This is a genomic window from Alicyclobacillus hesperidum subsp. aegles (genome assembly GCF_027923525.1).
Taxonomy (GTDB): Bacteria; Bacillota; Bacilli; order Alicyclobacillales; family Alicyclobacillaceae; genus Alicyclobacillus; species Alicyclobacillus aegles.
Map to the genome: position 1 here is coordinate 125350 of NZ_BSBJ01000009.1, position 19999 is coordinate 145348.

A 19999-nucleotide genomic window follows, 5' to 3' on the forward strand; every position below is an offset into this window, starting at 1 on the left:
GTCAGGGGAGCTGTCGGCCGGCTTCCCTGATTTCCACTTTGAAATTCGTAGAGAGAAATTCTAGTCTGACTCTTACGTCATCTCATCTTGGAAATAAGGACTGTGTTTAGTATGACGAAACGAATTGTTATTTTACCTGGCGACGGCATCGGCCGAGAAGTGACAGCCGAGGCGAGGCAACTGCTTGTCGATGTTGCCGCTGCGTTAGGAGTACAGTGGGAACTTGACGAAGGGCTCATCGGCGGCGGCGCTTACGAAGAAACCGGCACGCCGTTGCCCGAGGAGACGGTTGCGAAGTGTTTACGTGCGGACGCCGTATTACTTGGCGCCGTGGGTGGCCCGAAGTGGGATAACTTGCCGGGCGACGTACGTCCTGAAGCAGGTTTACTCGGCATACGGAAACGGTTGAACGTGTTCGCAAATCTCCGGCCCATTCGCACATGGCCCGGTTTAATGCTGGCGTCTCCTTTGAAGTCCGAGTTGCTGGAAGGCGTGGATATGATCATCGTTCGCGAACTGACGGGAGGCCTTTATTTTGGACAGCCAAAGGCCCGTGTCGAAGGAGGCCAAGCGGTCGTCGATACGTTGTACTACACCCGCGGCGAGATCGAGCGCGTCGTGCGCCAGGCGTTTAGCTTGGCCCAAGGTCGCAGAAAGAGGTTGACCTCCGTAGACAAGGCTAACGTCCTCGAGTCCAGCCGCATGTGGCGCGAGGTGGTCAACGAGTTGTCTGCAGAATATCCCGATGTGGCAGTCGATCACGTGCTTGTCGATAATGCCGCGATGCAACTGGTAACACGGCCAAACAGTTTTGACGTGATCGTCACCGAGAACATGTTTGGCGACATTCTCAGTGATGAGGCTGCAGTTCTCACAGGGTCCATCGGCATGCTGCCATCTGCTAGCATCGGCGGCGAGGGCCCGGGCCTGTACGAACCTGTGCACGGTTCGGCCCCAGATATTGCAGGGCAGGGTATCGCGAATCCATTGGCTACATTTTTGTCCGTCGCGATGATGCTTCGTCACTCCCTAGGATATCCGCAAGCAGCCGATGCTATCGAAGCTGCGGTCTTAGCTGTCATTGAGCAAGGGGTACGCACGCGCGATCTCGCAGGGTTGAACCAAGCGTTTGTCGGAACTAAGGAAATGAGCGAATTGGTGCGCGCCGATGTTCGAAGGAGGTTGGCATAAGATGGGCAAAACGCTATTTGAAAAAGTATGGGACGCACACGTCGTCAAACAACTTCCTGACGGGCAGGCCCTTCTTTATATCGACCTGCATCTTGTGCATGAAGTGACATCGCCACAGGCGTTCGCAGGTTTGCGCTTTGCAAAGCGCACTGTGCGTCAACCGGCACAGACGTTCGCTACGATGGATCACAATGTGCCGACTGTCAATCCAACCGATGTGCGCGATGCCATTGCAAAAAAGCAGATTGAGACATTGATGGAGAACTGCCGTGAGTTTAACGTTTCGCTCGCCGGCCTCGACAGCCCCTTTCAGGGTATTGTACATGTCATCGGTCCGGAGCTGGGATTGACCTTGCCCGGTAAGACCATTGTATGTGGGGATAGTCATACGTCGACGCATGGTGCGTTTGGCGCATTGGCCTTCGGCATTGGTACGAGCGAGGTGGAACATGTTCTTGCAACGCAATGTCTATGGCAAAATAGGCCGAAAACGATGCGGATTCGCCTGAACGGTTCGCTTCAACCGGGAATCACCGCAAAAGACGTCATTCTAGGGCTCATCGCCAAATATGGTGTCAACTTTGGGACCGGATATGTCGTTGAGTACGCTGGAACGCTGATTCCCCAGTTGTCCATGGAGCAGCGGATGACCATTTGCAATATGTCGATTGAGTTTGGTGCACGTGCGGGCATGATGGCACCTGATGAAACGACCATTGCGTACGTCAAAGGCCGGCAGCATGCCCCATGTGGCGAGGCTTGGGAAGCTGCGGTCAGCGAATGGAAGTCGCTGGTGTCGGACGCGGATGCCCGATTCGATGTCGATATCGAGTTCGACGTCGAATCGCTTGAGCCGCAAGTGACGTGGGGCACGAATCCTGGTATGGGCGGTAGTGTGAACGGCGTGGTTCCGGATCCTGCTGACGCGGCGACCGAGACAGAAGCGCGGGCTATTCGACAAGCTCTCGAATATATGGGGTTGGAGCCTGGTACGAAAATTTCCGAGATACCGATTCAGCATGTTTTCATCGGTTCTTGTACGAACGCGCGGATCGAAGATTTGCGGCTCGCTGCTGTGATTGTCAAAGGACGCAAGGTTGCCGAAGGCGTGCACGCAATGGTCGTACCGGGGTCCAAGCAAGTGAAGCAGCAGGCGGAGGAAGAAGGGTTGCATGAAATCTTCCTGGCTGCAGGTTTTGAGTGGCGCGAACCGGGCTGTAGCATGTGCCTTGGCATGAATCCGGACATCATCCCGGCTGGCGAGCGTTCTGCATCCACGTCAAACCGCAACTTTGAAGGCCGACAAGGGCGAGGAGCGAGAACTCATTTGGTCAGTCCCGCCATGGCTGCCGCCGCTGCGATTGCTGGTCATTTCGTCGATGTGCGCACGTTTCAATCGGAAGGGGTTACGGCCTGATGGAGCCTTTGGTTAAGCACGAAGGTAAAGTGGTTTGTATGAATCGACTGAACGTCGATACAGATCAAATCATTCCAAAGCAGTTTTTAAAGCGGATTGAACGCGATGGTTTTGGCGAATTTTTGTTTTATGACTGGCGTTATCAAGCGGATGGAACGCCGAATGCGAACTTCGAGTTGAACACGGCTCGCGCCCAAGGAGCCACCATCTTGTTAGCTGATGAGAACTTTGGCTGTGGTTCATCACGTGAGCATGCCGTTTGGGCACTCGCAGACTATGGGTTTCGTGTCGTGATTGCACCGTCGTTTGCGGATATCTTTTTTAACAACTGCTTTAAAAACGGGGTTTTGCCGATTGTCATTCCCACTGACGTCCGCAAGGAATTGGCGGAGACGCATGCCAAAGGACAGTGGGAACGGGCGACAGTTGATCTGGAAGCGCAGGTCATTGAAACGGACTGTGGGCACAGAATTGCGTTCGAAGTGGATGCACACAAGCGCTACATGTTGTTGAACGGTTTGGACGACATCGGGCTCACGCTGCAGTATGAGGCCGACATTCGTGCGTATGAAGCGAACCGCAAGGCGTATCAATTTGTGTACTGAGAAACCGGCGAGTAGGGCCGACACGGAATACCACCTTCGCGAGACGAGGGTGGTATTTTCGCGTGTAGATCCCCGTGGTACACTAGCGACAAGAGAGAGGGGCATTGTCTTGGCGTCGTCATGGGCAGCACAGGTGACAAATGCAATTCGTTTTGTGTTTGCGTCGTATGGCCGCCTTCCAAAGGAAAGGCACATCGGCTTGGATCGCGATGTTCGGCATCCGGAATGGACAGGCCGGATCTTGGATGCGTTAGGCCGGCCGGACCGATACGGATACAATATTGCGGTGACCGGAAGCAAAGGAAAGGGATCCCATGCCATTCTTACGGCTGCGATACTGGAGCGTTTAGGATATCGAGTTGGGCTTTTTACGAGTCCCCACCTGGTTGACTTTCTGGAACGAATCCGCGTAAATGGCGAGATGATTCCGGAGCCGGACTTCGTCCGTATGGCGGACAGGGTACGGCATGTGGTCGATAGGCTTCCGGTTCCGCCGGATCAATACATAGGGCCTGTTGGTATCGTCGCCGCCATGGCAGCTCTTTGGTTTAAGGAGCAACAAACCGACTTTAATCTGTTCGAACTTGGGCGCGGTGCACGCCACGACGATGTCAATCAAATTGTCCATCAAGGGGTTGTGATCACGCCTATCTTTCCAGAACATTTGGATCGACTGGGGCCGACATGGGAAGACGTCGTGATCGCAAAAATGGGCATTCTTACTGAAGATGTGTCATGGGCGGTGAGCAGTCAGCAAGCGCCCCGCGCAATGGCGGCGATGCGGCCGTACATTGGGCGCGTTGGGGATTTTGCGTACATGAATGATACGTTTCAGGTAGATGTGATGCCTGCCGAACATTTGGGTACATATCTGGTTCGGGCGTCGTATCAAGGCCATGTGCACTCGGCTCGAATTGACGAGCGTTTGCTATCCTACCCGGACAACGTCGGTCTCTCCCTTGTCGCGGCGGCCAAAGCCATTGCCCATCGAGCGAGTCATCAAGGTGATCGACATGCCCATATGCCTATTGCTGTCGATCTCAGCGATTTAATTCTTCCAGGGCGTTTGCATGTCGTGCATGAATCGCCGACCGTCGTCGTGGACGGCGCGATTCATGCGGTGAACGCGGCGTTTGTGCGCAGGTTTGTCGAACGTCGCCAGGCAGGGCAAACAGGGCGGGTGTGTGCAGTCTTATCCTTGCCCGACGATAAAGATGCGGAAGGTGTTGTGGGAACGCTCGCGTCGGTTGTCGACGAGTTCATCTTTACGACGGCGAGCAATCCGCATTTGCAATACAGTCGCGACCTCGCTCAGCTTGCCGCCAATCACGGCATCGCCGCGAAATCCGTCCCCGAAGTCGAACGCGCGATTGCAGACGCCGTGACAGCTGCGACCGCAAACGATCTCGTTCTTTGTGTCGGTACACAGTCCTTTGTAGGCGATGCGTTGCGCTTTTTTCATGTGGCGACCGGATCGATCTGGCGAACCAGGATGGGGGATGGATCACACTGATTTGGCAACTGATTCTTTTCGGGCTTGCGATGGGATCGAACAATGCGCTTGCCTCAGTTGGCCTTGGTACTTCACAGTTGACGCGGGCCCAACAATGGCGGACGGCGCTGATTTTTGCGGTGTTTGAGGCGATTATGCCGGTTATTGGCATGGTCATTGGCGAGTCGGTGGCAGGCGACATCGGCCGCCGGGCGAAGCTGGTCGGCATCGCAGTTTTGGTCGTCATGGGCGTCTATAGCTTACTACGGCGCGAGGGCGGCGATGACGAGGCGGAGCGGGCGGCGAAAGCGCGAGGGATGAAAATCTTATTTCTGGCGATCGCGCTTTCATTGGACAACCTCACTGTTGGCTTTGGCATCGGGATGTTCAATGCACCACTCGGTATTGCGGCTGTGATTTTTGGTGTGATCAGTCTCTGTCTCACACTCTTAGGCCTTGAAGTGGGACGACATCTCGGCAAGCGAGTGTCACTTTCGCCAGACAAACTGTCTGGCGCGGTACTGCTCATCGTCGCGGGTGTCATGGCGCTGGTTTAAACCAAGGCATCTACCGCTGCTGGTCAGAGTTTACACTTTTTGAGGCTGGCTGTGATTGTAGTATAATGGCCGAGTACAGCAAGCGGCATTTTGTCGATGGCTCGCCCATGCGAGCCTTCGGCAATAGGGAAGAGGAGGTTCTGCTATTATGGCAGCGGATACAGGTTTTAAAGCCGGGTTGGAAGATGTAGTAGCCAATACATCAGAAATTTGTTTTCTAGATGGAAAAGAAGGGCGCTTGATATTTCAAGGCTATGATATTCACGATCTCGTCAATGGTGGAGCCACCTTTGAGGAAGTCGTCTACCTACTATGGCACGGTGAACTCCCGTCCAAGACGGAACTGAAAGCGTTCACTGAAAAATTGGCCAGCGAGCGCAGCTTGCCAGAGCCAGTTTTGGAGATGTTGAAACGACTCCCGAAAGACGCGAACGCGATGGCAGTTCTTCGCACAGCCGTTTCCCATCTCGGTTTGTACGATCCCGATGACGGCGATGAGAGTATAGAAGCCAACCTTCGCAAAGCGGCTCGGCTGGTCGCAAAAATCCCCACCATTGTCACTTCTTTTGAGCGCATTCGTCAGGGACTTGAGCCAGTTGCTCCCATTCCGGAACTCAGCGCAGCAGCAAGCTTTTTCTATCAATTGCGTGGTGAACGTCCGTCTGCATTTGAGGAAAAGGCGTTCAATACAGCTTTGATTTTGCATGCCGATCACGAATTGAACGCGTCCACGTTCTCGGCTCGTGTCACGGCAGGCACTTTGTCTGATATGTACTCGGCAATCACGTCGGCGATTGGCACACTCAAAGGCCCATTGCACGGTGGGGCAAATGAACAAGTCATGCGGATGCTCCTGGAAATTGGGGAAAAGGATCAGGCGTTGTCCTGGATTGAAGAGGCTCTTGCCAACAAAAAGAAAATCATGGGCTTCGGCCACCGCGTCTATCGCACAGAAGATCCACGTGCTACTCACTTGCGCCAATTGAGCAAACAGGCTGGCGAACTGGCTGGCGAGACGAAGTGGTTTGAGATGTCCCAAATCATCGAGCAGTTTGTGAAGGAAAAGAAGGGGCTTAACGCAAACGTCGACTTTTATTCCGCGTCCACGTATTACTCGATGGGCATTCCAACCCACTTGTACACGCCCATTTTCGCGTGCAGCCGGATTTCTGGATGGACGGCTCATGTTCTGGAACAGTACCGCAACAATCGCTTGATTCGTCCGCGTGCCGAGTACGTTGGCAAGGTCGGCCGCAAGTACGTTCCCATCGCAGAGCGCTAAGCTCTACGAATTGCCACATGATCCTTGATTGTCTTGGCGTGACGGCATCCCGTTCGGGAACAATGTGTTCAAGGAGGGATGGGGCATGGCCAACAACAATCGGTTATTGCTTTCGCAGGCTTCGAAGGCGTTGCAGGATCTCAAGTACGAAATTGCTGGAGAACTCGGCATCACGCCGCCTGCTGACGGCTATTGGGGATTTGTCTCGTCGTTCGAGAACGGTTCTATCGGTGGTAGCATTACGCGTAAGCTGGTTGCGTATGCTCAGCAAAAACTGGCCGAGGGCTCCACTGAAGTCGAGTAATCATACACAGAAGGGCTGTACCGGTTTCGGACAGCCCTTCTGTGTATTTTTTTTTGTGTGCTGATTATGCCAAGGAGGGGCTGAGATCCCCCAGCCCCAAAAAGCAAACGTCTATTTTGTCAATGTAAAACGCTATTTTGTGTTTCTGTCCGAGCCGAGATTTTGCTGAGGGCATCGCCTGCCTCGTTGATGTGAATGTCCACCGTAGCCAAGTCGCCGATGGAAACAATACCACATAACTCGCCTTGCGCATTGACGATTGGCAGGCGGCGAATCTGATGTTGAGCCATTAGATCAGCTGCCTCGTGGGCATCCATGTCAGGTGTTGCTGTTACAACCGTATTCGTCATGCAATCCTCGACACGGGTGTCGATTTTGCCACGCGCAACTGCTTTTAAAACGATGTCGCGGTCCGTGATCATGCCGATCACGCGTTTGTTGTCACAAACCGGGATCGAACCACAGTTTTGATTCTTCATTGCCTGTGCCGCTTTCTGAATCGAGTCGGTTCCACAGCAGCAGGTAACGTCGGTCGTCATAATCTGTTGCAGCTTCATGCAATATCCCTCCTGTGGACTGAACGTTCACAGGGTAGTATGTCCAGGCGGTGCGGTTTAAGAAGCGGAAGATGTTTGTTGTCGCCGCCAATCCAGAATTTCACGAAGCGCGGTACCGCCACCCCATAGTGCAATCATCTCCCGAATCAATACATCAAGCGGCTGTTGCTCGCCGAAGTAGCGAGCCCATTCGTTTGCCGGGGCAGCCAGTCCGAGTGCGGCCCAAAGAAAACACGCCATTCCGACCGCAAACAACACGGCTACGGCCGTGCGTTGTCGCCGCCTGGCTGCCCATATCGAAATCAACCCAAACACTAGGTAGGTATAGGATTCTAAGTCCGAAAAGCGCAGGTAAGACCCAAGCTGCCCGTATGCGATACCAAGTGCCCCTAATGTGGTACATGTCCAGCCAATCAATCGGCATACCGTTTTACTATTGGTCATGCTCCCATCCCTCGTCTTCACACACTGGGTATGTCCCATGTGTACGCGCTAGATGGCCAATTATGCAGTGAGTAAACGGGCGTTGCTATGGTATGTTAGATGGTGATGAATCGTGGGAGGGGTCGGGTGGTGCGCGAAGGCTATAGCAAAAGGCGCAAACTGGTCTTCATGGTAATTCTCTGCGTGATCGTCATTGCTGGCCTTGTATCCGCTGTCTTTTGGCGATCGCGGCACGCCCTTGTGCAAGTTCAAACGGCAAGCGTACAACTTCAACATATGCAGCGAGTGACCATTAGTACCGGGGACGTCCGACCGGTCAACCGACAAATCGTCGATGCGACGAGTCTGCCACAGCCTGTCGCCCATCTGTACGTAGCGGTCGGTCAGCACGTGCATGTGGGACAACCTTTATTACAGTTGAATACGAGCGCAGCCACGCTCGCTGTCAACCAGGCACAGACGGCTGTGACACAGGCGCAGTTGGCCTATCAACGTGCACTCACTCAGTATCAGCAGGCACCCGCTGCCTTAAAAGGTCTATGGTTGCCACAGGTCGATGCAGCCCAGTCGACTTTGGTACAAGCCCAAAATCAATTGGCAGAGGCGAAAGCACAGTTGAACCAGCTGACCATTACGGCGAGTGTGACTGGAATTGTGCTTATCGCCAGCGCGAACGGCTTAGATGCCGAAGGCAATCAAACGCCGGTCGTGGAAGTGGTTAGCCCGAGCAAACAGGTGGTCTTGGAACTGTCGGAAGTGGATGCTGCACAAATTCAAACCGGAATGGCGGTGAGTATGACGAGCGACGCCTTTCCAAATCAGGTATTTCGAGGTGTTGTGAAACAGGTTGCGCCGTTTGCCAGCGTCTCCGCGAGCGGGACACCGCAGGTACAAGTGCTTGTCGCACCACAGGGAACCCTACCCGTTCCCTACGGATACCAGGTCAATTGTCGAATCAGCAGCGTCACGCCTGACAAGGTCCCAACCGTACCTTATGGTGCACTCGTTCAAGAAGGCACGAGCTATGCGGTATATGTGTTGCGGGGCAACCGCGTGTCGTTGGTTCCGGTCAAGCTTGGCATGACGAGCGACACGGCTGTTCAGGTCATCTCCGGGCTTCGCCCTGGCCAAACCGTGGTCGTGAATCCGCCTGATACGCTGACGAATGGAGAGGTTGTGAAGCCGACGTGATCGAACTTAATGGCGTGTGCAAGGCGTACAAGGTCGGTGACGAGCCGTTGACGGTTCTCCATGGCATCAATCTTCGGATCGAAGAAGGGGAGTTTGTCTCGATCATGGGTCCATCTGGGAGCGGCAAATCGACGTTGATGCATATCATCGGCTGTTTGGATACGCCGTCAGCGGGCGAATACCGGCTGAGCGGTACGTCTGTTGGAGGCCTCTCCGCGCGCGATCTCGCCGTCTTACGCAACCGCACCATTGGTTTTGTATTTCAGAACTTCCATCTGCTGCCGCGCATCACAGCCGTGCGCAACGTCGAGTTACCGCTGCTCTATGCGGGTGTAAGCCGTGCACAGCGGCGTTCGCGCGCGCTCGAGTTGTTGGCGCGCGTCGGTATGGCGGACCGCGCGCAGCATCTGCCGACGGCTCTCTCGGGTGGGCAGAAGCAACGCGTAGCCATCGCCCGCGCCCTGGCCAACGATCCGGCATTGATCTTGGCGGATGAACCGACCGGCGCATTAGATCAGCGCACGGGTCTTGAAATTATCGAATTGTTGCGCGAGTTACATAGTGCGGGACGCACAATTGTGGTGATCACGCATGACCCGACCGTTGCCGCCGCGGCGGATCGCACGATTTACATAGTGGATGGCCATATTCAGCGCGAGGAGGTGCGCAGAGGGTGAACGCCTGGGAAATGGTCAGCATGGCGTTGATTTCTTTGCGCACAAACAAGCTGCGCTCCTTTCTGACGATGCTTGGCATCTTAATTGGCGTCGCGTCGATTATTGCCATCGTCGCCATCGGCAACGGTGGCAAGGCAGCCGTATTAGGTGCGATTGCAAGTGGCAGTGCGCAGAACACCATTCAGATTGTCCCGCGCGAGTTGGTTGCGCCGGGGTTGCCACAGCCTGGGCAAGTGCTGGCCATCGACGAGTCTGACTTGGCCATTGCAGCCTCGTTCTCTGGTGTGCAGCAGGTCAACTACACCTTGTATGGCACGGCTGTGGTCGGTTCCGGCAATCGCTCCGACAATGCGTCGATTGAGGCGGGGCCAGCGAACTTGAATGAATTGACGCGATTGCGGATCACGCACGGCCACATGTTCAGCCAAGCGGATGTGATTGGCCATCGCGATGTCGCAGTTCTAAGTCAGTCGCTTGCAAATAAACTGTTTGGCAGCGGCAATCCCATCGGTGGTCTGGTTACTGTGTCCGGTGTGCCACTTCAAGTGATTGGGGTTGCAGTCTCTCAGGAGGCAAGTTTGTTCTCGTTATTTATGGGCAGTGACGCGCTGTACATGCCTGCAACGACTTGTCAGGACTTGTTCCCGAATTGGAGCATCAGCGAGATGGATGTGCAGGCGGCGCCAGGCATCAACTTGCAAAATCTTGCACAGCGTATCGTTACAGCCCTCAATATTCACGCGGGCGATGCAACTGCCTTTGCGGATTCATCGGGACTCGCCTCAAGTGTTGGGGCCCTGTTGTCCAAGGTGACGACGATATTGACCTTGGTGATTGGCGCCATTGCGGGTATCGCACTTTTGGTGGGCGGCGTCGGTGTCATGAACATCATGTTGGTCTCTGTGACGGAGCGGACCCAGGAAATTGGCATTCGCATTTCGCTGGGTGCCACAAGGACCGCGATTTTGTTCCAGTTTCTCGTCGAATCGGCGACGATCACGGCGATCGGTGGCCTGGCAGGCGTCGTGATCGGAAGTTTAATCGGGCTTGGCATTCGTATGGCAACAGGAATTCCTGCGTCAGTTCCATGGCCGGTTGCGGTATTAAGCTTTTTGTTTTCGGCTGTGATTGGTGTCGTTTGTGGACTTTATCCGGCAAACAAGGCGGCTCGCTTGAATCCCATCGAGGCGTTGCGTTACGAATAGGCGCTACCTTCGTTTGTTTGGCGATCCGTCGTCCGCTATACTGAAATCAGTGGTTCTTTGCCACCGTTCAATCTCAGATTTCGTGTTGCGCGATAAGGATGGTTGTCATGCGCCTGGGATTCAATATCGAATACGATGGCAGGAATTATGATATTCTGGAACTGCCGAACGAAGCGTTTGTATGCATGATTCCGTGCATGAGCAAAGAACAATTCAATCGTATGAATCGTCGATTTCAAGAAGTCTGGCCGGATCCGACCGTCTGCCGCAATCACATGCTGGCGTTTACAGCGGATCGAGTGCATACATCGATAGACTTTTTGTTTTTATACCGAGGATCATTTTGGTTTGATGACGAAGATCTTGATCGCTATATTCACACACATACGAAGCAGGGACATCGTCCGTCGTAAGTGGCTGCGGGGGAAATGGATTGCGCACTGTCATAGTCTTTTTTGCTGGAAACGAGGTGGGGGGCGCGGCGTCCCACCTGCGCACGTGGGCCGAGGGCCTGGCTGAAGCCCGCACGCAATACCAATATCGATTTGTCAGCTTGGGGGATGGGCCGCTAGCGTCTGCAGTGGAACGCACTGGAGGTTCCTTGACCAAGATCACGGGTGGATTTCGATCGGTCATCGATGCGCTCGCTCGGATCATTCGTCAGGAGCGAGCGTGGTTATTGCATTCACATGGACCTCGCATGAACATACTTGCGGCGTATGCCGCAAAACGTCAACAAATACCCTGGACAGCCACGATTCACAGCAACCCGCTATACGATTTTCTAGGGCATCCGCTCAAGTCGTTTTTATTTCCAAAGTTGCATCTATGGCATCTTCGCCAGGCGTCAGGCTTATTTGTTGTACAACCGACGCTCGGCGATATCCTGCCCTGCAAGACCATCCTAGAAGTTCCAAATGCCATTTTTCTTGCGCCACCTGCGCGATCGCGCCATGAATATCGAGCTTTTTGGCACAAGCAACTCAGGTTACCGACGTCGACACGGTTTATGGGCGTGGCAGCGCGCCTCGATCCGGTGAAGAATATAGACGTCTTGATCCAATCCGTAGCGAAGATACCAGATCCAGATGTGCATCTTTGCATTGCCGGCGATGGAAGAGAACGGGCTACGCTTGAGGTTCTAGCGGATCGGCTTGGCGTTCGAGATCGCGTGCACTTTTTGGGGTTTCTCGCATCCGTCGAAGAATTTTACGGGGCTCTCGATGTACATGTCTTGCCCTCGAAGAGTGAAGGTGCTCCGACGTCCGTTTTGGAGGCTGGATTTTACGGCGCTGCGAATGTTGGATCGGATATTCCGGCCCTGCGTCGCATGCTGCTGAACGGCGAGGCGGGTGAAATGGTCCCTGTTGGCGATGTGCAGGCACTGGCAAGCGCCATACATCGGCTATTTCATGACGATGTACTAAGGAACCATTACGTGCAGGTGTTTCGTGAGCAAGTGTTGCCGTTGTACTCGCGAGATCGCATGATTGCGGCATATGAGCGTGGATACACCGTGTTGGAAGAGGATGCTGTACGAACAGGCAAGATTGTGCCGTTGGAAAATCGAACGGAGTGGTTGCGCGAATGAGGCGCTTTCGAATGCAGTTTCGGTTGGCGGGTGGAGATCCAGTCCCGGCGGGCTGGACCTTCCTCGTACTAAATGTTGCTTGGTACGTACTGGTCGAATCGGCAACTGGCAGATCTGCGACAGGACTATTGCGGGCAGGTGCGATGCTCCCACCGCTTGTACAGCAAGGGCAGTGGTTCCGGATCTTGTCCGCAATGTTTGTCCATGTTAGCCCTCTACATATCTTGGTCAACATGATATCCCTATGGACGCTTTTTATCGTTGAACGACTGTTGACGACACCATTCTTCATTGTGCTCTACGTTATTTCCGGAGCAATTGGCAATCTACTAAGTATGCCGTTCCTTCCGAATGCGGTGTCAGGAGGGGCGTCGGGCGCTATTTTTGGACTTTTTGGTGCCATGTTGGCTCTGGCGTTGATGGGTCAGTTCCCGCCATTCGTGCGCAATCAACTCCTCATTGTACTTGCGGTGAACGTCGTGATCGACATCTCGAACTTAGGGACCATTGGCTGGATCGCGCATTTGGGAGGCATGATTTCGGGTGCTTTGCTCACCCTGATATTTGTACGGTACGTGCGCAACCGGCGCTTTTGGATTGGAGTTTCCGTGGTTTGCTGTATTGCCACGGCAGTAAGTTTGATCTATGCGTTGGTGACGCCGTTGCCGTTTGGGTTATGAGCCCACATAATTCCTTATTGCAAATTGCAGGTCCACAACGTATACTACACATCGTAATGTTTGCAAGTTGGACTGCGTAATGAAAAGACGGATTTGGACTTACACTTAAAGGGTTAGGACCTCGACGGACTAACTTTCCCCCGTGGTGTAGGGACGATTCCACATGCCTTTGCAACGGCATGGCCGATTTGGCTTAAAGGGGGATTTTTGTCATGGATACGATGGGACGTCACGTGATTGCAGAACTGTGGGGCTGCAACCCGGAAAAGTTGAACGATGTCCATGGAATCGAACGAGCTATGGTAAATGCGGCCTTGGAGGCGGGCGCCGAGGTTCGCGAAGTGGCGTTTCACAAGTTCGCTCCGCAGGGTGTGAGCGGTGTGGTCATCATTTCGGAGTCACACCTGACGATTCACAGTTTTCCTGAGCACGGGTATGCAAGCATTGATGTGTATACCTGCGGTGATCGAATTGATCCGAATGTGGCATGCGATTTAATTACGAAGCATCTCGGCGCACAGCGCCTGGAGTCTATAGAAGTGCCACGCGGTGTCGGTCCAATTCAAGTTCAAGACGTAAAAGTGCGCGCGTTTTAATCGGACGAGATCCACGTGGAGGGCGCCGGACGAAAACCGGCGCCTTTTTCGCGTTCTCGCGAAGTCGATTGCTGGCGATTATTCGGCCTTGCCACCGTCGGGGCCGTTTGCAAACACGCGTTCATGGTGTGTCGGAATACGGCGATCCATCAGGATATTTGCGTTGCCAGCGTCGACGATGACAAGATATTTGTCTTCATCATCCCGTGCGATTGCCATATACACGAGATTGGTGCGGATGTTGCGCAACTGAATCTCCTCAATTTTTGCGCCTGGATGTTCACCGAGAACGGCCTTGCGTGCGTCGGCCTCTGAACACTTTGCGTATTTTTGAAGCTTCTTCGTGTATGCATCATGGCTTGCCTGGTACGCTTCGCGTAGCGTTTCGCGCGAGACTTGTACGCTCGATTTTACCTCAAACTGGTGGCTGGGACTCGACGAAGGTACTGCCGACTCTGTTTGTTGAGGAGTTGTCAAAACGCCAGACCCGGACGTTTGTGCCGCGAATGCGGACGGATATGCACACGCAAGCGTGCAAAGTGTTGAAATCGCTGTAATCCAGTGTTTCATGGAAGGCATACACTCCTTTGTGGACGAACTAATTTTAGGTTACCCAGTAAATTGGAAATTATGTTCAGTGGTTGGAGCTTTAGTTCATCGATGTGACAGTTGCGCAATAGGCAGAGTTCATGTATAATAAATAGCGTTCGTCAGGGGCCGTAGCTCAATGGGAGAGCACTACGCTGGCAGCGTAGGGGTTGTGGGTTCGAATCCCATCGGCTCCACCAAGCTTGTTGTGTCTAACTTGACACAGATTGAACAGTTTTGTAGAATTACATAGCTGTTTGCGGCTCGGTAGCTCAGTCGGTAGAGCAGAGGACTGAAAATCCTCGTGTCGGCGGTTCGATTCCGTCCCGAGCCACCAGCAACCGAATATGCGGAAGTGGCTCAGGGGTAGAGCATCGCCTTGCCAAGGCGAGGGTCGCGGGTTCGAATCCCGTCTTCCGCTCCAGGGCAAACGCCATCAGCCCGACTGCGGGCGAGAACCGAGGACGACTGATGGCGATTTTGGCGCCATAGCCAAGTGGTAAGGCAGAGGTCTGCAAAACCTTTACCGCCGGTTCGAATCCGGCTGGCGCCTCCAAGTGAAAATTCATCAGAACGCGGCTACCGAAGGAGTTTCGGAGCCGCGTTCTGCTATTTCAAAAACGTCGTGCAAACCTATCGTGAATAGAAACATATTTTGGGCCCTCAAAAAACATCGTATTTCGCGACCTTTTGGAGTTTGGTGATTGGGTAAAGCAGAGTTCTACTAAAGTGGCGAAACCTTGTTATCCATAGCGGGCTTCGATGGCCCGATGAGGCACTTCATGAAGGTCATTTTTTTGTCTGACAATCGCATTGACATCGGCTCGAACCTTCTTTTGCAGCATCGCTCCGTGATCATGGGCCAGAAAGAAACGCATACTTCTTACCCATGGCGGCAGGCTTTATTAACCCCAAAGTGGTGGTATTGGCCTTAGTACCAGGTACAGCCCGGTTAGTAGACGCATCTCCCATCTTGGCAGGGCTTCGGTCGAAAAGTGTCGAATATGATCTCCCTCAGTTCACATTGTTTGCGTTTGGAGAGACGGTATGGTTGGTACATTTTTTAGTAACGCATGTATCGTATTTACATTGATTGTGATTGGCTTTTTGCCGTATAGTCGGCTACGTGCTCGCCGCTTGCCCACCACGTTGGATCGCCTTCTCACAGGTCTGGCTGCGGGAGTCATGGGAATTCTGCTCATGCTGTACGCCCTACCGGTTCCGAATTCTAAGCTCATTTTGGATTTACGACATTTGCCTGTGGTGACTGGTGCTTTGTTCCTAGGACCCTCGGCGTCTCTGGTGGCAGGATTGGTGGAAGAAATAGGGCGCGTCGCCACCTTCGGCGCGAATCAGACGACAATCCTCGCCGCACTCAATATGTTGTTGGTTAGTGCCATTGCACCCATACTGGCACGTATCAAGCGCAGACTGGCTATCCGGGTGCTTGTTGTCAATGTGTATGCACTTGCGCAGATTTCGGCTTTGGTCGTCTGGTTAATGCCCACCCATGCGCAATTCGAATGGGTTCTTCTCACGTATGGGATCGTTTCGTTGGTCGCAGGGTACGGAAGTGCTTGGTTGGTGACGCAGCTATTCGCTCATTTCGGGCGCCAACATGAACTAGAGCAAATGTCATCCGTCGATTTCCTGACCGGGCTTAACAATACTCGTCACTTTGATTTGGTCATTAACGAACTTGCGGCGCGAGCGGCCACTGGCACGGAGTCCTTGTCCATCCTTGCGATTGACATTGACCATTTTAAAAGCGTGAATGACACATACGGCCATCCTGCTGGGGATGCTGTCCTGCAACAACTTGCGACGGTATTGCAAACGTGTACGGGCTCGCGCGATGTTGTTTCGCGAAATGGCGGGGAAGAGTTCACCGTGCTTATGCCTGGTTGCACGCTGATTGTGGCGCAAGAGATGGCTGAACGCATTCGCGCTGCTGTTGAACGCAGAGACTTCCTGCTTCCCAATGGGGAGTCGATTCACATCACGGTTTCGCTTGGCGTGGCGTGCCTACCGGAATCCACAGTCGATACATCCGCGTTTTTACAACTTGCCGACGACGCACTCTACACGGCCAAAAAGCGAGGGAGAAATCGGGTCTGTATCGCCTCTCCATAAACGAACGCCGCGCACCGTGCCAATTACGTCAGCAGAAGCTCGGCGTCCGCTCTTGTTATTTCAGGCGTGTGATTTTCGGGGATTGCTTTGGCGGCGTAGGCGGTTTTGGGGCGATCGATCCCGCCATGTCGTCGGTGACTTGCTTTAAAGCCTCATAACAGTGCTCCATCGGTACCGACGAGTCCCACATGACGTCGCAGTGTCCATCTTCATAGACGATCACGCTGATCACATATTGTATGTCGCTCATGTCCGTTGCTCCTTCCAAACTTCCGAACGTTCACACGCTCCATTGTATCCTGTCAAGGCGAAAATGAGAAACGGGAAGCGCCTGGTTGAGCAGCTTTGGGATCTGTGTCACAATGGATTAGAAGCCGTCATCGTAGCGCAATTCGTGCGCTTTCTTTGCAGAGGCTGTGTTGATATGAGGAGGAGAGTCCGTGAGAACCATCAAACTGGGTACCAGCGCGCTTGAAGTGCCGGTCGTCGCCGTTGGATGTATGCGAATTCATTCGCTGAGCAAGTTGGAGGCTGAAAGGTTTGTGCAGGCCGCATTAGAAGAGGGCGCAAACTTTTTCGATCACGCTGACATTTACGGAGGCGGTGAGTGCGAATCCATTTTTGCGGAAGCCGTGCACATGACTGACGATGTTCGCGAAAGCGTTATCTTACAGTCCAAATGTGGCATTCGCAAAGGTATGTTTGACTTCTCCAAAGAACACATTTTAGAGGCCGTTGACGGCAGCTTGCGGCGGTTGAAAACGGACTACCTAGACGTGTTACTTTTACATAGGCCGGACGCACTGGTCGAGCCGGAGGAAGTCGCAGAGGCGTTCGACATTCTCGAATCGTCCGGAAAGGTACGCCACTTTGGTGTATCGAATCAAAAACCGATGCAAATCGAGTTGCTCAAGCGTTATGTTCGTCAACCGCTCGTGGCCAATCAGCTTCAACTGAGCATTACCAACGCGACCATGATTTCGAACGGTATCAATGTGAATATGGAAAACGAATCGGCCATCGATCGCGACGGTAGTGTGCTCGACTACTGCCGTTTACACGACATCACCATTCAACCTTGGTCGCCGTTCCAATATGGATTTTTTGAAGGCGTCTTTCTGAACAACGACAAATTCAAGGAGGTCAATCAGAAAATAGACGAAATTGCGGATCGTTACGATGTATCGAATACAACCATTGCCATCGCATGGTTATTGCGACACCCTGCAAATATGCAACCAGTCATCGGTACCATGAATGTTGGCCGCCTGCGCGACTCGTGCAAAGCGAGCGAGATTCGGCTTACCCGCGAAGAGTGGTACGAGATTTATCGCGCGGCGGGGAATATCCTTCCGTAAATACAAACGAGCCAGCCGGGCATGTCGGCTGGCTCGGTGCACAAATGGCATGACTAGCGAAGCGAGAATTGTTGTAAGGCGGCTTGCATCTGTTCCGCCAATTCCGCGAGGGAAGCGGCCGAAGCCGAAATCTCCTCCATGGATGCGAGCTGTTCCTCGGTCGATGCAGAGACGGTTTGCATCCCAGCCGACGTTTCCACCGTTGCGGATTCGACTTGTGCGATAAATTCGCGCAGAGAGTTGGCACTTGCCGCCATCGCCTGTGATGCGGACGTGACGCTGCGAATCTCTTCTGCCAGGGCGACGACACCCGCTCGAATGTTGGCAAACAGTTCACCCGCATGATTCACGGCTTCAATACCATGCTGCACATCTTGCTGGCTCGCTTCCATCGAGGCGGAGGCTTCTTCCATCCGTACCTGCATCGACTCAATCAACTCTTGAATTTCATTGGCCGACGATGAGGACTGATCCGCCAATTTGCGAATTTCCTCCGCCACGACCGCAAATCCACGTCCGCTCTCACCGGCTCGAGCCGCCTCAATTGCAGCATTCAAGGCAAGCAAATTGGTTTGCGTCGCGATCGATTGAATGACCGCAATGATGCTGTGAATTTGTCCCGAGTATGCTGTGAGTTCCTGAATCGATGTCGATAATCCTGTAAACGAGTGGCCCAACACTTCCATCTGATGCACGGCGCTTTCCGCACTGCTGGATCCGCGGTCGGCTTCTGCAGCCGTTGCTTCTGCCACCTGGGCGACGACACTGGCACTGGTCGCAACCTCTTCAATGTTACTCGCCAGGGAATCCACTCGTTCGCGATCGCGCTTGGCACGCTCCGACTGCTCCGTAACGCTTGCCGCAAGTTCGCCGACCACATTTGTAATTTGTTCGGTTGCGCGGGTATTTTCTTCTGCACTTGCCGTCAGTTGTTCGGACGATGCCGCAACTTGCTCCGCATTCATCTCGACACGGCGGATGATGTCGCGTAGGGAGTGTAGCATGTGATTACATGCGCCTCCTAGGACACCCAGTTCATCCCGCGTCTTGATGACCACATCTGTAGTTAAATCCCCGCGACCCACACGTTCTGCGAATTCGACCAGTGCGTGCAGAGGTCGCGTGATCGATCGCACCAAATACCAAATCGTGAGAAAACCTAAGATGAGTGAGATACCAAGTACAATCAGCGTAATGACCAAGATGGGATGCACGGCACGCATGTAGGACGACGTTGGCAAAATGCCAATGACTTTCCAACCAGTCGCTGCATTGGTCACATATGTGAATCGGTAACTCGCACCTTTTACAGCCACGCTAAAAATACCACTGTCGTGTTGGTACATCTGCTTTAGCGTCGCGAGATGGAGGCTTGAGCCTGGGGCCAGGCCGTGCATCGCGATGACGTTCGATTGTCCGTCCATCAGCCCCAAATAACCGCTGTTGCCAAGTGGAACTTGATTGACAAGACGATCAAACGTCTTCAAGGAAATATCTGCACCGACAACGCCACGCCCGTTGGCCAATCGTTCGGCAATGGTCACTGTCAGTTGTTTTGTTATGGCATCGACGTAAGGTGGCGTGACAATCGGTGTCGGGCTTGTCATGGCCGCTTGGTACCAGGAGCGTTTACGGGGATCATAGCCAGCCGGCATCTTGGCGGCCGGACTCACGTAGAACGCGCCTGTGTTTGTTCCCACGTAGACGTGAAGAAAGTCAGCATACGATTGGGCTGCACCCTCTAATGCAGGGAGTGTGGAAGACTCGTCCAAGGCTGTGCTGTTTAATAACTTAGCGAGATAGGTCAAGGTTTGCTCACGCTGTGAGATGAACGTGTTTACATCCTGGTTGAACACCTTCACACTCGTCATATCGTGGTTGTCCAACTGAGATGAAAAGTTGCTTTTGGCAGTGGTAAACGACGTGAACCCGATGACGAGGGACGGAACGATCAATAGGGCCAGGCTAATTGTGAGTAGCTTTAATCCAATCGTCCACCCTCGTTTAGCTACTTGTGCCGATGCCACCATTTGGTTCTCCATTGGTGTGACCTCCTGTTGCGAAAGTCTGTTTCATTAAAGACATTTGGCACTGTGCAGAATGGTAGATACAAACAGGCAGCCTTCTGGGT

Annotated in this window: 21 protein-coding genes and 4 tRNA genes; 20 read left to right on the top strand and 5 right to left on the bottom strand. The window is 53.4% G+C overall.

The window, feature by feature from the left end:
• Positions 1 to 111: 111 nt before the first annotated feature.
• The 7 genes from leuB (at position 112) to QMF38_RS07690 (ending at position 6848) form a co-directional block, all read left to right on the top strand.
• Entirely contained in the window at positions 112 to 1191 is a 1080-nt protein-coding gene (gene leuB / locus QMF38_RS07660) for a 3-isopropylmalate dehydrogenase (protein ID WP_281759088.1), read from the top strand.
• 1 nt (position 1192) lies between these two features.
• On the top strand, positions 1193 to 2608 hold the full coding sequence (gene leuC / locus QMF38_RS07665; RefSeq protein WP_281759089.1) for a 3-isopropylmalate dehydratase large subunit: 1416 nt from the start codon (positions 1193 to 1195) through the stop codon (positions 2606 to 2608).
• On the top strand, positions 2608 to 3213 hold the full coding sequence (leuD, locus tag QMF38_RS07670; RefSeq protein WP_281759090.1) for a 3-isopropylmalate dehydratase small subunit: 606 nt from the start codon (positions 2608 to 2610) through the stop codon (positions 3211 to 3213). Before leuC ends, leuD begins: the two co-directional genes overlap by 1 nt.
• A 109-nt stretch (positions 3214 to 3322) precedes the next feature.
• A complete protein-coding gene (locus QMF38_RS07675; protein ID WP_281759091.1) occupies positions 3323 to 4726 on the top strand; it encodes a bifunctional folylpolyglutamate synthase/dihydrofolate synthase in 1404 nt (467 codons plus the stop codon).
• A 29-nt stretch (positions 4727 to 4755) separates the two neighbouring features.
• Positions 4756 to 5262, top strand: coding sequence for a manganese efflux pump MntP (locus QMF38_RS07680; RefSeq protein ID WP_281759092.1), 507 nt, complete (start codon positions 4756 to 4758; stop codon positions 5260 to 5262).
• Between the two features lie 148 nt (positions 5263 to 5410).
• Positions 5411 to 6544: a citrate synthase gene (locus QMF38_RS07685; protein ID WP_281759093.1), complete on the top strand. Its 1134-nt coding sequence runs from the start codon at positions 5411 to 5413 to the stop codon at positions 6542 to 6544.
• Between the two features lie 85 nt (positions 6545 to 6629).
• Positions 6630 to 6848: an alpha/beta-type small acid-soluble spore protein gene (locus QMF38_RS07690; RefSeq protein WP_040290670.1), complete on the top strand. Its 219-nt coding sequence runs from the start codon at positions 6630 to 6632 to the stop codon at positions 6846 to 6848.
• Positions 6849 to 6967: 119 nt separating this feature from the next.
• Here QMF38_RS07690 and QMF38_RS07695 read toward each other — a convergent pair whose 3' ends face one another.
• The gene (locus tag QMF38_RS07695; protein WP_058093737.1) at positions 6968 to 7405 is read right to left on the bottom strand and encodes a CBS domain-containing protein; all 438 of its coding nucleotides are present in this window, start codon (positions 7403 to 7405) and stop codon (positions 6968 to 6970) included.
• Positions 7406 to 7462: 57 nt separating this feature from the next.
• A complete protein-coding gene (locus tag QMF38_RS07700) occupies positions 7463 to 7849 on the bottom strand; it encodes a hypothetical protein (RefSeq protein ID WP_281759094.1) in 387 nt (128 codons plus the stop codon).
• A gap of 129 nt (positions 7850 to 7978) precedes the next feature.
• On the opposite strand from QMF38_RS07700, the gene QMF38_RS07705 reads away from it, so the two are divergent.
• The 7 genes from QMF38_RS07705 (at position 7979) to speD (ending at position 13789) form a co-directional block, all read left to right on the top strand.
• The gene (locus tag QMF38_RS07705) at positions 7979 to 9040 is read left to right on the top strand and encodes an efflux RND transporter periplasmic adaptor subunit (RefSeq protein ID WP_281759095.1); all 1062 of its coding nucleotides are present in this window, start codon (positions 7979 to 7981) and stop codon (positions 9038 to 9040) included.
• On the top strand, positions 9037 to 9717 hold the full coding sequence (locus QMF38_RS07710) for an ABC transporter ATP-binding protein (RefSeq protein WP_281759096.1): 681 nt from the start codon (positions 9037 to 9039) through the stop codon (positions 9715 to 9717). The genes QMF38_RS07705 and QMF38_RS07710 overlap by 4 nt, the downstream gene beginning before the upstream one ends.
• Complete coding sequence (locus QMF38_RS07715; RefSeq protein WP_281759097.1) at positions 9714 to 10922, top strand: ABC transporter permease; 1209 nt, start codon at positions 9714 to 9716, stop codon at positions 10920 to 10922. Before QMF38_RS07710 ends, QMF38_RS07715 begins: the two co-directional genes overlap by 4 nt.
• A 107-nt stretch (positions 10923 to 11029) precedes the next feature.
• Complete coding sequence (locus QMF38_RS07720; RefSeq protein WP_281759098.1) at positions 11030 to 11335, top strand: hypothetical protein; 306 nt, start codon at positions 11030 to 11032, stop codon at positions 11333 to 11335.
• Positions 11336 to 11355: 20 nt separating this feature from the next.
• On the top strand, positions 11356 to 12513 hold the full coding sequence (locus QMF38_RS07725; protein WP_281759099.1) for a glycosyltransferase family 4 protein: 1158 nt from the start codon (positions 11356 to 11358) through the stop codon (positions 12511 to 12513).
• Positions 12514 to 12524: 11 nt separating this feature from the next.
• Entirely contained in the window at positions 12525 to 13193 is a 669-nt protein-coding gene (locus QMF38_RS07730) for a rhomboid family intramembrane serine protease (RefSeq protein WP_232302109.1), read from the top strand.
• A 212-nt stretch (positions 13194 to 13405) separates the two neighbouring features.
• Complete coding sequence (speD, locus tag QMF38_RS07735) at positions 13406 to 13789, top strand: adenosylmethionine decarboxylase (RefSeq protein ID WP_006448028.1); 384 nt, start codon at positions 13406 to 13408, stop codon at positions 13787 to 13789.
• Between the two features lie 78 nt (positions 13790 to 13867).
• Here the strand turns inward: speD and QMF38_RS07740 are convergent, their stop codons facing one another.
• Entirely contained in the window at positions 13868 to 14359 is a 492-nt protein-coding gene (locus QMF38_RS07740) for a hypothetical protein (protein WP_281759100.1), read from the bottom strand.
• A 143-nt stretch (positions 14360 to 14502) separates the two neighbouring features.
• Here QMF38_RS07740 and QMF38_RS07745 point away from each other — a divergent pair.
• From QMF38_RS07745 to QMF38_RS07765, 5 genes are all read left to right on the top strand, one after another.
• Positions 14503 to 14577: transfer RNA gene (locus QMF38_RS07745), tRNA-Ala, on the top strand.
• 61 nt (positions 14578 to 14638) lie between these two features.
• Positions 14639 to 14714 (top strand) — tRNA-Phe (locus QMF38_RS07750).
• A gap of 12 nt (positions 14715 to 14726) precedes the next feature.
• Positions 14727 to 14801, top strand: a tRNA-Gly gene (locus tag QMF38_RS07755).
• Between the two features lie 58 nt (positions 14802 to 14859).
• Positions 14860 to 14933, top strand: a tRNA-Cys gene (locus QMF38_RS07760).
• Between the two features lie 491 nt (positions 14934 to 15424).
• Positions 15425 to 16510 carry a GGDEF domain-containing protein gene (locus QMF38_RS07765; protein WP_281759101.1) on the top strand — a complete coding sequence of 362 codons (1086 nt, stop codon included), beginning with the start codon at positions 15425 to 15427 and terminating at the stop codon, positions 16508 to 16510.
• 55 nt (positions 16511 to 16565) lie between these two features.
• On the opposite strand, the gene QMF38_RS07770 is transcribed toward QMF38_RS07765, so the two are convergent.
• Positions 16566 to 16760 carry a hypothetical protein gene (locus tag QMF38_RS07770; protein ID WP_040290650.1) on the bottom strand — a complete coding sequence of 65 codons (195 nt, stop codon included), beginning with the start codon at positions 16758 to 16760 and terminating at the stop codon, positions 16566 to 16568.
• 190 nt (positions 16761 to 16950) lie between these two features.
• Here QMF38_RS07770 and QMF38_RS07775 point away from each other — a divergent pair, with 190 nt between their 5' ends.
• On the top strand, positions 16951 to 17868 hold the full coding sequence (locus tag QMF38_RS07775; RefSeq protein ID WP_281759102.1) for an aldo/keto reductase: 918 nt from the start codon (positions 16951 to 16953) through the stop codon (positions 17866 to 17868).
• A 53-nt stretch (positions 17869 to 17921) separates the two neighbouring features.
• On the opposite strand, the gene QMF38_RS07780 is transcribed toward QMF38_RS07775, so the two are convergent.
• Positions 17922 to 19910 (bottom strand): methyl-accepting chemotaxis protein, encoded by a 1989-nt coding sequence (locus QMF38_RS07780; protein ID WP_281759103.1) that lies wholly within the window; start codon positions 19908 to 19910, stop codon positions 17922 to 17924.
• Positions 19911 to 19999 lie beyond the last annotated feature (89 nt).